Origin of the sequence: Cedecea neteri, from assembly GCF_000757825.1 — a bacterium.
GTDB lineage: Bacteria > Pseudomonadota > Gammaproteobacteria > Enterobacterales > Enterobacteriaceae > Cedecea > Cedecea selenatireducens.
In genome coordinates this window covers 3,225,227-3,239,046 of sequence record NZ_CP009451.1, presented here as the reverse complement: position 1 = coordinate 3,239,046, position 13,820 = coordinate 3,225,227, and the positions used below count along the sequence as shown (strand labels likewise).

Genomic DNA, 13,820 nt, shown 5'->3' with positions numbered 1-13,820 from the left:
TCGCGAAGGAATGCCGTTTATGAAATCTACATTACTACGAACAATCGCTACATCAGGAATAACAAAAACACCAAACCCCAAAAGCGCCAGCCGCCATTTACGAGCTGCCGGGAAAATTATCCTCAGCCTGGTAATCATCAGCTCTATTCCGGCCAGCTACGCCGCTGAACAAACTGCGGCCAAAGAAAGTGAATTAGTGGTGCTCACCCCCGGAAAAGTCGGAACCCCAAATAAAATCTACCCATCCGCAAAGGCACCTGAACTTACCGTTGCCACCTACAACATAGCGGCGGTACGAGTTGGCGCAATCGACGCCGTAGCCAGGGCGATTAAAGCTTTAAATGCCGACATCATCGCCCTGAGCGAAGTGGATAAAAACACTCGACGCAGCGGCGGCGTTAACCAGCTTGAACAGTTAAAAAAGCTAACAGGCATGTACGGCGTCTTTGGCAAAACAATTGATTTTGAAGGTGGGGAATATGGCATAGCCGTGCTTTCACGTTACCCAATCACCCGCCACGAAGCGCTCCCGCTACCATCACCAAAAGTAGAACAGCGCATAATGCTGGCGACCGAAGTACAAAAACCCGGTTTCAGCAGCCCGATAGTATTCATCGCCAGCCACCTCGACTGGCAGGAAGACCCGGCCATACGCATGCAGCAGATGTACGCTATCAACGACTTTGCAGCCGGGAATATCACTTCCAGCTTCCCCAACATTGAAACGTCCATAAAAATACTGGCAGGCGATTTCAACGACGTTTCCGGCAGCCCGGTAATGCAGGGGTTCCAGCGCTACTGGCAAAGCCAGATGCCGTCTGAGTTTGATGCCAGGACCTGGCCTGCCATAAACCCGGCCGCAGCCATCGACCATATCCTGACATTTAAAGGCCAACGCTGGGAAACTACCGAGATCCTTCTGCCTACAGGCAAGCAGCAGCAATTAAAAGGCATCAACTGGCCTGCGGTAAGCGATCATTTGCCTTTGGTTATGCGTTTGAAATTGCTGGAGCAGTGATTTTTTTCTGATGTTTGCGTTCACCAAAGGGGCTTAGCGCCCCTTTCGTCTTTGGGCAGAGGAATTCTATGGCATGGCGGTGAAAGATTGAGTGCATGGAGAGCTTGAGGTATATCCCTTTGACCCTGACCCAAGATCCTGCTCCATTCAGAAACAGAATTCCGGCATGATCTACACTCCCTGAACGGAGGTGGTGCCGATGAAAAAATCACGATTCACCGAAGAGCAGATTGTTTTTGCCCTGAAGCAGGCTGAACTGGGGACGTCCGTGCCGGACGTCTGTCGCAAACTGGGCATTTCCGATGCCACGTTCTATACGTGGCGCAAGAAATACGGCGGGATTTCTCCTTCGGAGCTGAAGCACATGCGGCAGCTTGAGGAAGAGAATCTCAGGCTGAAGAAGCTGGTTGCCGATCTGAGCCTCGACAAGGCCATGCTGCAGAATGTACTGGCAAAAAAGACCTGACGCTGGCGCGTCTGCGGGAATGGGGCCGGGACTTGCAGGCACGCTACGGGGCCAGCGAGCGGCAGGTCTGTTTTGCGCTACGGATCAGCCGCAGCTCTTTCCGCTATCGTTCTGTGGCAGCAGACGACAGTGCGCTACGCCTGCGTATCAGGGAGATCACCGAAACCCGGGCCCACTATGGCTACCGCCGGGTTCACGTCATGCTCAGGCGGGAGGGCTGGCTGGATAATCATAAACGCATTTACCGGCTCTACAGTGAGCAGGGGTTGTATCCGAATCATATCTGGGGCATGGACTTTGTCTCTGACGCCTTATTTGACGGGCGTCGGTTACGTCTGCTGACGGTCATTGATCTCTACACCCGCGAATGTCTGGGGATCTGCGTGGGCCAGAATCTGAGCTCAACGGAGGTCGCAGAGATGCTGAACACCATTGCCCTCAGACGGTCCTTACTACAATTACTGAAAACCGATAATGGCTCTGAATTTGCAGGGAAAATGCTGGACAAATGGGTATATGAACGAGGGATCCGCATAGACTTCTCACGCCCGGGAACACCGACGGAAATGCCACTGTGGAGTCGTTTAATGGCAGGCTGCGGCAGGAATGTCTGAACGAGAACTGGTTCATGTCCCTGGAGGATGCACGATGCAAAATCGAGGCCGGTTATTCCTGATTATGACTGGAGCATATTCGGGGTCAGGGTCACTCGAAAACAGCCCGGGTAGGGCTCGAGCTGAATATTTTTTCTATCAATAGGGTAGTGGTAGCTAACTCAGAAATGCTAGGAAATCCTAGCTCTTATTGTTACTGTATAACAAAAAAATGAGGTAACCATGAAAACTACGTTATACAAAGATTTCAGCTTTGAAGCCGCACACCGTCTTCCCAATGTTCCGGACGGCCATAAATGTGGCCGACTACACGGACACTCTTTTGTCGTGCGCCTTGAGATTACCGGTGAAGTTGATAAACACACAGGCTGGATTATTGATTTCGCTGAACTCAAGGCCATTTTCAAGCCGACGCTAGATCGCCTGGATCATTACTATCTCAATGATATTCCTGGATTGGAGAATCCCACCAGCGAAGTGCTTGCTGAATGGATTTGGAATCAGATTAAGCCGCAACTCCAAATCCTTAGCGCAGTCGTAGTAAAAGAGACCTGCTCTGCAGGCTGCATTTATCGCGGTGAATAACAGACAAGGAATAGCAGGTGCTATTCCTTGCTAAATCAGACCAGTTCGCGAATAAAGGCAGCAACCATGCTTGAGGCTCCCTTGCCTGCCGGATAAATAATATCCTCGCGGCAACTGGTTACCGTATAAAACGCCTGATGTTTTGAGCTACCGCTGGCGAAGATAAAGTAGTCCGCTTTTCTCGCGGCATTGATCAGCGCATCCGTGGCCACATGGTCAGCATTAAGTTCAATAGACAGCCCCGGATACAGTTTCATCAGCGCATCTCTACCGCGCCGGGCGGCGGTTTCCGTCAGGCTATAAATCACCAGTTTTTTCCCGCTGAGATCGCGATGTAACGGAGAAGCTACACCCGCTTGAGTGATTTCCGTCGGGAAGGTGTTGCCGGCGTCATTACCCAGGTAGAGCCGTTCCACCATGCGAGCCAAAAGCTGCATGCTGTTGTCCAGCCTCTCCCAACGACGCACCAGCATCTCCTGAACGCCCACCCAGTAGCGTAACCGGCGAGCATCATCGCCACTCACCCGGTCATACAGAACCTCAGCAATATCAATCGCGTACTCCACCGTACGTGATGATTCATTCTTCCTGCACAGCTCCTCGATAGCGTCAAGCGCGTCAAGATACTCTTTGTGACTGAAGCTACCGGAAAGCAGCGCATCAAGAATCATACCGCCAAGTCGGACATCCTCAACGGAACTAACACCTTCCAGCGCAAGCAGCGTCAGCCATTCTGACCATAAAGAGGAAGAAACGCTGACGCCATACTCATTAAGCCATTGCAGCACGTTAGGTAAACCGTCACGCAGCGCCTGACCCAGCATGCCAGTCGGTTGTTGGCCCAGCAATTGCGTCCACTGCTGCTCATCAAAGGTCGCAGGGAGCCAGTCCATATACTGTATCGTCAACTGCTGACGTAATGATTCATACTGCTGGCTGTCCGTCGCCTGCTGAACGTCAAGCAGCCAGTGATGCCAGCCATAGCCCTGTGGTTCACAGCGTTTCTTTAGCCCCAGCCAGGCGTCCCAGTACTTCGGCGTTGCCCGCAACGCCTGTTGTGTGACCTCTGGCATAGCACTCATCTGAGCAAAAATTTCGCTCTCGCGCTCCACGTCCGCAATGAAGGCTTCGGCTAATAAGGCTATCGCATCGTCAACGCTCAACAACGTCACTACCGGGGCCTGGATCAGTTTCTGTTCGGCATCCTGCACAACAGCCTGCAGCGCGCTGGCATCATTGACCCAATCCTCAACCTGTTGAATCCAACCCTTCTGCAGGACAGGGCTAGCCGTTTGCCACCCATGAATGCCCAGCAGTGCCGCCCCCATCACCCAAAGCTGCCAGTCCGAGAGGAAGTTGTCGTGATGGGCAAACCCCGGCTTTGTTTTGTACAGCGGCAGCATATCAAGCGCCAGTCGGCGGGCACCATCCCTTAAATCCTCCGGGAAGTTCGCCTTCTGAATGGCATTCATCATGTAATGCCCGGTCGAACGCAAAAGCAGGCGCTGAATACGTTCAGGCACTCGCCCCTGAAGCAGCACGTCCAGGCGGGGGAAGGTCAGTATCGCTTCCCATTTCGCCGAGGCAGCCATCCCCTGGAGTTCGAGAAACAGCAGGTTCAGCGGCGACAGTGCCTGATTTCCCCGAAGCTCCTGTAGGTAGAGCTCAGCGGCTTTTCCATCATGGGCATGACAGGCGGTGTAAAAGTCACGCAGGATACGCCCTGTCTGCCGGCTAATCAGCGTATTCAGCACCGGTCGTTGACGGTAGAGTTCCATGACCGTTTCCAGCATGGCATACACTCTTTTCGTCCGCTCCCCCCGCAACTTCGCGGCCTCTTCTGCCGTTGTCACGGCAACCTGTAAAAAATGGAAAGACAGGATCCCATTTGGAGATCGCTCAAGCAGCAATTGTTCCCCTGGCTCGGTTGGGTGATACAGCGTTTTGATATCCGCACTCGTATCCGCAGAGCCCAATGCTGCCGTCAGCACCCGCCGCAATTCCTCAAGACTGCGCCCATTTTGCGCCAGGCCATAAAATGTCGTCCGCCCCTGGCGGGCTGAAGGAATGATGCAGGGCATCTGCTGCGCGTTGGCCTTTTGGATTAGCGTATTGATTTGCGGCGTGTTGTACTCCCCGCGCATCGCCTTACCGAAATCCAGATATGTATCGTCAGCATAAAATTTTTCCAGCCAATCTGCCTGCATCAGAACGCTTCCTGTGATCCACTAAAATGATACTGACTTTCGAATGCCGTTATCGCCTCGCCGATCATATGCGGATCGCAGCTCAGTTCGACATACTCTTCGTTTCGATTGACGCCGCTCCACGTAAAATTCATGGAGCCCTTCAGGAAGAAATGCGACGTTAACAACCCTTTGGTATGCAGTTGATCGCGTAGTTCCAGACGGTATTCCGCATGGCTATTAAGCCGATTTTCCAGCCCTTTCATAAAGCTGCGGTTTTGCGGTAAATCGCGCGTCACCAACGACAGTTGCGCCCCGTTGTTGATGGCGCTGGCCAGCAACTCTATAAAGTCGACCTCGCGCCCTCCCCAGGCCGGTTCAATGCTATCCCAGCTTCCGGCGCGATTATCCAAAAGCATAAAGTTGCTTACCCAGGGAGATACCAGCCAGATAGGTTCAGGCTGCAGAATCAATCCCACCAGCTGCGCGCTCAGCACCTCTCTAAGGACTCGCTGCCCGGTCGCGCCGTGGAGGAAAATCTGGCGCTGGTTGGCTTTCGTTGTCATTGCACCATCTCCGCGAGTTCAATACGTAATATCAACTGATCCTGCTCACGTCGAACCTCACCCAAGCGCGGATACAGCAAAAGGCCCAGATGATCGACGGCTTCAATCTGCACCGTCGTTATCACTTGATGGACCAGGCTAAGCTGCTCGCGAGGCAGAATAAGCTCTGCACGCCCGTTTTTACGCAGCGCGACATGTAACAATGCTAACCAGTCGGGCCGATCGAGAGATAGCTTTTCAATGCGCTCGCTGAACAGCGCCCCCGCCAACAGGCGTTCAGTCACCACGGCACGCGAGCAGAACATATTATAGAAACCAAGCTCAGCCTGACGAATCGTGTACCCACGCGGCCAGAGTAAATTCTGATTCCGGCACTGCAAGCCAAAGATAACCGCCGCTTCTGAATCCGCCCCTCGGGCCTTAACGGCCAGCGCGTGCGCCATCGTATTCAGCGTAAATTCAACGCCAGACTGCGCCTCAAGCGAGGTCCACTCCGTCAGCAGTTGGTGAAGTTGGTCATCAGTGTCATCCCCGCTGCCAGCTCGCAGCAGACGCGAATACAGTACCGTAGTGAAGCTATGGGACAGGCGAAAACCGCGGCGTGAAAGCTGCAGATGCAGATTTTTATTCGCCTCTCGACGTGCGTCCATATTACTGGCCTCGCGCACGTCCCTTACTGCCTGCCGCAACGTCTCATCGGTTTGTAGCAGCGCCAGCACCATGCGCAGGTCATAGTCGATCTGCTCATAGTCACTGGCAGAGAGATTTCGCACCAATACATTCAGGAAGGTGACGGGATCTTCCGCCCATTTTTGCTGCAGCCGGATCAGAATCCCACTGCCACCTGATTCAATTTCACAGAGCCAGATTTCCAGTATTTCTTCCCCGGTTCGAGAATCTTTCGACCAGAGGGAATCGGTCACCACCGCGCGTTCATCAACGTCCGGAAGGTGTGTGCTCAACGTCTGTTGGACACCGGCGGCCAGAGTATCCGCCAGCACCTGGCGCGCCCAGTCAACAAAGCCCTCGAGCTCGGCTACCGGCTTCCATAGCGCGTCGGCGCAATCGAGCAGCGACTGCTGGATCTCAGGACGAATCAGTAGTTCACGTAGGTTAAGCTGCAGCACCTGATCGCCACCGTTGACATTGTTGGCATCAGGTTGGAACAGGCTCGCGGGAATATCGACGAGCCTGTCCATCCCTTGCGCTGTCCCCATGACTCGCAGCGCTGAGACAACGGAGACACTGCTCCCCGCCGCCAGCGTTTCGGCCAGCAGCGTCATAAAGCATTCAATCACCCAATCAGCTTTAAAACTGTCGAACTCAAATTCCGGAAGTTGTCTGACTTTATGCTGGAAATAAACCGGCCGCAGGCCACGCAGAATATCGTCCTGCTGTAGCAAGCTCAGGACATTTTCATTCGGGAGGCGAAAACGCAGGCGCATGGCGTCGACCCACTGTCGACTGCCTACCCCGACCTTTTCCCCCTCTTTCACCCAGCTAAATTCAACGTGGGCCCGATCGCGATTCTGAAAGCGTATCGATGCCTGCGATGCCGTGGAAAAACGCACGAGCTCCAGCGGAGTCATATGTTGATGGTTGAAAAAGGTAACATCATAGAGCGTGCCTTTCCAAGCACCTTTGGGTACACTATCCGGATGGGCAACATGGGGGTTAATTAAGCTCAACGTCCACTGCAACTGAGCGTTACTTTTATCCGTCAGTTTGCGGATATCCGCACGTGTCGTCAGCACCTTCGCGGGTTTAATGACCGTGATCATCTTCCCCTGGTGTTCCACCGTACACTCTTCCTGATAGCTATCGCCAAACGCCTCCGCTACCGGGAAATCCACGTACTGACGGCCATCGGTCGCCACCGGCACATAGGTTTCAGGCACCAGCCAGTCTGTACTGCTGTTTGATCTAATCGCATACCGCTTTGACAGTCGTCCCGGGGCAAACTCTCGCATTCCTTGCCAGAAAGAGAGCGTTTCCCACTGTTCAACATTATCGCGGCCGCGCATCAGACGAATATCCAGTTCCGGCAGATTCAGTTCACTAAACAGGTTTTGCGGAATAAATTCCGGCGCGGGAGAGGTCGTTTTATACTGCTCATCGTCGCCATCTGCCTGTGGTGCACGCAGGGCCGCCCACTCAACGCCATTCACCGCCCAGTGTGACTTCAGGTTGCGTAAAATGGTCGGGAGAAACTCCAGCATAATCGAACGCGGTGGGCTCCAGAGAATGCTCTGAATAGCATTTTCGGGCAACTGTAGCGCATCCTGCAGATAGCGAATCAGTTCATTCTGCTTTCTGCCCCCCTTTAGCACCTCTTCAATGAGGGTAATCAACGGGGTGTAATAACGTTTAAATTTCTGCGAGTTGCGCTCCGGTTTTCTGAGCATGCCGCAGACATCCTTGAATGACCCGGTCTTGCTAATCCAGTCGAGCGTCGCCATCGCCGCCTGCATTTTCTGTACATGCTGGTTACCCAGCGGCAGCCCCTGGCGTTTAATCTCGGGACTCATCAACCCTTCGTAGCGCTGGAATGCGACCCGGTCGCGGCCAAATTCAGAAAGCACCACCAGCATCCACGGACGCATGCCGCGTGGGCGACCGGCACGCCCTTTGCGCTGCAGATAAGAGGCTACATCGTTCGGCGCCTTATGCTGCAAAACAGCACCGACCAGAGGATCGTTATACCCCACTTCCAGCGATGAAGTGGCGACCACTACATCCGCCTGCGCATTGACCCCGGAGTCCTGGCTCGACGTACGTGAAATTACCTTGTGCTGAGAGAGGTCGTGGCCGATATCCATCGCCGCTTTCCAGTTCTGCCCCAGTTCGGTCTTTGAACGTTCATCGCTTTTGAAATCATACGGGTTACGCAGCGCCGCCAGCGGGGCGTGATCGATACGTGGAGGGATCGTCGTTTCCCAGCCTTCCGCATCGCTAAGGTCGTGATAGAGGCGGTTATTACCGTCGAGGGTATCGGTAAAAATAAAGGTTTTCGTGCCCCACGTGCCTCTGGATTTATCGGCATCGCAGTCCAGCATACGAGACATCAGCATCGTGGCCTGAATAGTGGTTGACAATAACGCCGTTTCAGATACCGGATCGCCGCGCAGCGCCAGCAGGTACTCGGCCCCCTCTTCGATCATGTCATCCGGTTCAGGTTCGATAAGGGCCACCTCTTCTTCGGGCGCCCCCACCAGATTCGCGAAGAAATGCTGAGCATCCGCCAGGGTAGCGGATAGCCCCACGAAGTGCGGGAGGCAGTCCGTACGCTGCATCCAGCGGCGTAACAACAGCGCCGTTTGCGCTCCGGTCGTGCCGCTATAGGTATGAACTTCATCCAGCAGGACCAGCGTCGGCCCTTGACCTTCCCCCACGCCAAACAGATGGTTGCTCCAGCCGGAGTTCATCTGAAGGTTGAGCATTTCCGTGGTGGTAAACAGAATATCTGGCCCGTTGCTTTTGGCCTGTTGGGTACTGCGAGTGAGCAGGATCTCGCTGTCATCCAGTTGATGATGGCACTGGGTACAGGTCAGCACTTCATGAAGAGAGAAGATATCATCGCGTCGCCATTCCAGTGCGCCACCGCATTGCTGCTGCGGGTCTTGCGGATGGGGCTGCTGGCATTTCATCAGCCCGAAGGGCAGGCCTGATTTGCCTTTGACGTCTTTTCTACTCCACTCCGCCTTTACTGGCGTATCGCCGAAGAATGCGGCAATACGGATTTTGCGCCCCGCATTGGCCTGCATGTATCCATCCAGCTTACGGCACTGGGCAAACGTCTCAGCGAACTGATCTTTAAGCAACTCTGTGCGCGGGTAGATCGCTAGAATACGCACCTTTCGCGCAGGATTACGGCAGATCTCATCTGCAAGGCTGGTGAGTGCAGGAAGATAGAACGACAGGGTTTTACCACTCCCCGTACCGGCACAGACGATGGTCGCGCTGGCGGTTTTGCTGTTGCCCTGATGCATGCGCCAGTGCTGGATGATGCGCTCGGTTGAACGCGCCTGGAACTTCGCCAGCCGAAACGGCTTCGCGGATGCCAGCGCCTGCCGCATGATCTCACACATACGCGGGCTCAGTTTCAGCCGCGTCTTCCAGTCGACAATCAACGCTTCCGGTTCAGCAACGCGCTGCGGATATCTGCGCGGACGGCGAATAAAACGATAGTCAGAGACCAACGTTTTACTCTCTTCCAGCGACTTATTGAACATCCACTGACGTAGGTTACGCAGAAGATGTACTGTTTCCCCCATGCGGGTGCGCCAGACCGGCCGGCCGCTAATATGGGGCGCCTGAATCAGCATGCCGGTATCAAGTAAACCTTCCAGCACCTCTTCAGGATCGTCATCAGGCGCTATCCGACCAATAATCTCCAGCAGTTCCTCGAGATTAAAAAAACCGCCGGTATCACCCCATACCAGCAACGCATTTTCCTGCTCTTCCAGCGCATCCAGCACGCGATGCAGCAGAGATAATTCGACTTCCGCCATCACATCATTCTCTTACGGGTAACGTTGAAGGACTGGAGCAGCGCTTTTTCTTTTAACCAGGACAGTACCTCTGGCGTCAGCAGCGCCAGTGAGGCCTGGTGTTGTTTATCGAGGGCATCGAAGAATCGCAGAACATCATCAGGAGCGTTGAATTCCATCCCCTTTTTCAGTTCAACCATCTCGTCGCAGTACCCCTGCAGCTTTTTGACAACCGCCTGGCTATCCGGCGCGCTGGTCTTCTGGCGATTAAAGTTATCAAGAGCGTTACGGTAGTTGGTGTACGCCATGGTGTTGCCAAGCGTTTTCTGCTGCTCAAGAAATACGGGCGCGAGTACCGCGCGCGCTTCCAGTTCCGCCACAAAAACCGCCCAGGCCTGCACGACTTTCTCGCTGATACGGTCATGCACGCCCGACAGGCGAACCAGCAGTTCGCCCAGACCGTTCTGTTCGATGCGCTCTCCGCTCGATTTGAAGCTTGCGGTTAAGGCCTGTAGTTCGGCTCGAATGCCAAAAAATGTCGCAGCGTTCTCCTGGAAATCAAGCTGCTCCTGCAATTCTGGCAGTGTTTTCAGCACCTTCAGCTGAGCGCAGACTTTCTGCAGCGGGTCGGCGACATCCTGCAACCTATCGCGGATAGCTCGGTACTGTTCGTAAACATCCTGCATGGATTGCAGTTGCTCTTTTAACTGGTACTGCTCCAGTAACCCGGCAAGCTGTGTCTTAAGCGTTGTCATCATGTTTCCCTGCTGCCTGCTGCAACTCCTCCAGAACCAGATCGAGTTCCTGCAGCGTGGTGTCAATCTGAGCCCGACATTCGTTAATCCGATGCCCGCCGTGGCTATTGTTGTAGGCGGCGATCGCGCCGGATACCCGTTTATACATCAGTTGCCAGTACTGCATCGCGATCATTAGTCGGGTAATTAAAGTACCGTCCAGTTCACAAAGTAACTGCCATTGACGTTGCGTATCTTCAGATAGCGTAACGCCTCGCAATTTAGTAATGGTCAGCCATACGCCGCCTTCGGTAAGCCCGGTAAGGGCGTCCATCAGGGTGAGACTGTCAGGTGTCATATCGGCGGGATAGTCACCGCTGTCCGCCAGCGACTTCACTTGCTGGGTCATACTGCTGATGAGGTCAGCAAAATCATCCGCGTTTTCACAGTCCGCGAATAGCTCGGCCGCGCTCACCTCTGAACGAATTTCAGACAGTGACTTTTTCACGACCGACGCCAGGCTGCCGTCCGGTTTCGCTTTCATCGCCGTTTGCAGTGTGGTGTGCAACACATCACCTTCCAGCGCATGATCGTTTAGCGCCACCAGCGACAGCCAGTTGGTCTGAGCTTCATCCCAGCGCGTGAGGGCGTCCTTACGGAGTTCGATAATCGATGGCGTCAGGCCGGTGCGGAACTGTTTTTTCAGCACGGCGCTTTTTTGCAGCAGTCGTCCCAACACCTCGGTCACCCCACCGTTGGTTTTCATTCCCAGCGAGCGAGCCAGCTTTAGGTGTTCGCCCAGCAGCATCGGCAGATCGCTGCGCTTATGCTTAACCAACTCCGCCAGCGCATAGCTAACCCAGCGATCGCAGAAGCTCTGGATAACCAAATAGTCCTCTTTACCCTGCGGATAGCTCCAGTCTTCGGTTTTCCCCTTCGTTTCCCGGTAGTAACCAAAGCGGGCCAGCGCCATTGCGGCATCCGTCAGGATCACGGAACGCTTTTCGTATTCCGACTGTGGGATAAATTGCACCACGTGTACACCGCGGTTACCCTGCGCTTCAGGCAGTTCTATATTCACAAACCCCGTATTACCGGCATACAGCGTTGGTCGTGTGCTTGTCCCCGCCCAGGAGAAAACGGCCCGTTTATCAAAGAAATAAGCTAAGGTCGCGCGGATAAATCGCGCGGAATCGCGATCCAGCGTGACCCCTTTGAGCATCCAGTCGCCCACGGCGGCATCCAGTTCCCTGATCGCTAACGTGTCTTTATCCTCGGGTACCGCTTGTGCCGCAGGGTTCGGCTTCTCGACGACGACTTTCTTTTTCTTAACGTCTTCTTTAACTTCTTGTTTATGGACGCTTGGTGGTTCAGGCGGCGCTTCCCCTACAGGCTCACTCTTGGTGTTTTCCAACACCTGAGCCAGATCGCCGAGATCAAAAGTACGGGCGATATCAGGCGGCAGCGCGCTGCTCAAGGTCGGCCCGGAACTCGCCGGGTATCCCCACAGCGCGACCATGGACTCCGCGCGTTCAACGTCCGCCAGGCCCTGACGGAAGAGCCAGCTTCGCAGACCAGCAGGAGCGGCAATATCGGCCAGACGTGCCGGCGGGAAATGCCCCTCTTCGGCGTCACGGCGACAATGCTGCAGCACTCGCAGCAGCAACTGGTTGATGATCTGCCGGGGGTTGAATTTCAATTCATTGCGATCGTCGCGGCAGAAGCTTTCCGCCAGCGCGTGAATCGCGCGAGCATTGAAGGGGAATAGCGAGAACCCCTGGTTACTGCGGCCAAAAACTTCAACCATTTCATCGCCATCGGCGGTTGCTTCCCAGTCTGGCGGCCAGTGCGATTTATCCTTTGTACTTTCCCAACGCTGCAGTAAGGCTTCACTACCAAAACGGGCAGCGTTGATATAGCGACCGCAAAAATCAACGATGCGCTGCCGGGTCTCTTCGCGACCGCCCCCCACTTCTTCAATCACCCACTCGCCTTTTGCGCGGTCCAGCATCCCCTGACGACGGCGAGCATACCCCTGATAACCGTCGGTAACCGCAATCGCGGAACATACCGGGCAGAGCACCGCTTTACCGTCACGGATACCTTCCCTCTCCAGGCTGTCGATCAGCACATCTTCAATGGCCGTGATCAGCGACATATCCTCAACCAACACCATCAGCGTCATCTGTTTTTCATGCAGCGCTTCACGGATTTGGGTGAACAGATCGGAAAAGCTGCGTCCCCGGAAGTTGAAGAGCTGGTTGAATAGCGCCTGCGTCGCTTTTCCCAGCACCAGATTCAGGATCACCGAAGCATCTTTACGCCCATCCTCATGGGTGTTGAGGCGGCTTTTCTGGATGTACTGACGCGCCGGTAAGCTTAAATCATTGATATTAAAGCTGAAGTCTAGATCACTGGCCTGAAGCTGCTGCTCCCCTTCGTCCAGATCGTTGCTGTTTGCGCCATTAGTCAGACGGCTGGCCAGACGGAACAGGCAGTGCTCGTCTTTTAGCAAAAACTGTTTGAAATAGGCGTCGTTGATCAGCGTCGCCAGCGCTTTATCTTCCGCATGAACGTGGATTTTTTGCAGGCGGACCGCTTCCGGCTTCATCATATGCTGCTGCTCTGGCGAACAGCCTTGCATCCGCTTTTTGAGTGCTTCCATATCCAGCTTGTTGCGCTCGTGGAGGTTACGCAACTCCTGGCCCATCAGCATCAGCAGCCACTCGGCAATCTCGCGAGGCGTGCGCTTTTCCGATACTTTATTGATGTCTTCCCGGGCTTCATCAAAAATCTGCCCTTCCAACCCTTTGAGCATCAGCGTCAGCACTTCGCGCAGGCTGGCGCTTTTGGGAATACGCACAATATGCCATTGGTTATTTTTATATTCCGGACGCAGGCGCAACTTGGCGTCGAGCCAGCGAATAATATGCGACTTGCCGACGCCGGCCTTGCCTACAATAGGGATGGGGCGCGGGGTGACGAGGAAATGGTTTAGCAGATCCTCTTCCTTACCGTACCCTTGCCTGTTGCCGTCTTTATCCATGCGCAGCAGGCGAACCGGCTGGTGCACGGCCAGCAGCGTATGTTCCGCCAACTCTTCCGCCTCGGTGCGGATACAGTCGATAATATTTTGCGAGGAGGGCCAGTATTCCATCATC

The 13,820-nt window shown here is 54.4% G+C and carries 7 protein-coding genes and 1 pseudogene; 3 read left to right on the top strand and 5 right to left on the bottom strand.

What is annotated here, in order from left to right; translation table 11 throughout:
• Positions 1 to 19: 19 nt before the first annotated feature.
• The 3 genes and pseudogenes from JT31_RS15000 (at position 20) to queD (ending at position 2,683) form a co-directional block, all read left to right on the top strand.
• Entirely contained in the window at positions 20 to 1,018 is a 999-nt protein-coding gene (locus JT31_RS15000; protein ID WP_235212879.1) for an endonuclease/exonuclease/phosphatase family protein, read from the top strand.
• 199 nt (positions 1,019 to 1,217) lie between these two features.
• A pseudogene (locus JT31_RS24095) lies at positions 1,218 to 2,145 on the top strand (transposase); the annotation flags it as partial.
• A gap of 175 nt (positions 2,146 to 2,320) precedes the next feature.
• A complete protein-coding gene (gene queD, locus JT31_RS14985; RefSeq protein ID WP_038478710.1) occupies positions 2,321 to 2,683 on the top strand; it encodes a 6-carboxytetrahydropterin synthase QueD in 363 nt (120 codons plus the stop codon).
• A gap of 35 nt (positions 2,684 to 2,718) precedes the next feature.
• Here the strand turns inward: queD and dpdD are convergent, their stop codons facing one another.
• Genes dpdD through dpdH form a run of 5 tightly spaced genes read right to left on the bottom strand, consistent with a single transcriptional unit; the run spans position 2,719 to position 13,819 of the window.
• A complete protein-coding gene (gene dpdD / locus JT31_RS14980) occupies positions 2,719 to 4,890 on the bottom strand; it encodes a protein DpdD (protein ID WP_038478707.1) in 2,172 nt (723 codons plus the stop codon).
• On the bottom strand, positions 4,890 to 5,435 hold the full coding sequence (gene dpdK / locus JT31_RS14975) for a phospholipase D-like domain-containing protein DpdK (protein WP_038478705.1): 546 nt from the start codon (positions 5,433 to 5,435) through the stop codon (positions 4,890 to 4,892). The genes dpdD and dpdK overlap by 1 nt, the downstream gene beginning before the upstream one ends.
• Complete coding sequence (dpdJ, locus tag JT31_RS14970; RefSeq protein ID WP_038478701.1) at positions 5,432 to 9,946, bottom strand: protein DpdJ; 4,515 nt, start codon at positions 9,944 to 9,946, stop codon at positions 5,432 to 5,434. Before dpdJ ends, dpdK begins: the two co-directional genes overlap by 4 nt.
• The gene (dpdI, locus tag JT31_RS14965; protein ID WP_235212878.1) at positions 9,946 to 10,683 is read right to left on the bottom strand and encodes a protein DpdI; all 738 of its coding nucleotides are present in this window, start codon (positions 10,681 to 10,683) and stop codon (positions 9,946 to 9,948) included. Before dpdI ends, dpdJ begins: the two co-directional genes overlap by 1 nt.
• Complete coding sequence (gene dpdH / locus JT31_RS14960; RefSeq protein WP_038483165.1) at positions 10,667 to 13,819, bottom strand: protein DpdH; 3,153 nt, start codon at positions 13,817 to 13,819, stop codon at positions 10,667 to 10,669. Before dpdH ends, dpdI begins: the two co-directional genes overlap by 17 nt.
• Between the last annotated feature and the right edge of the window lies 1 nt (position 13,820).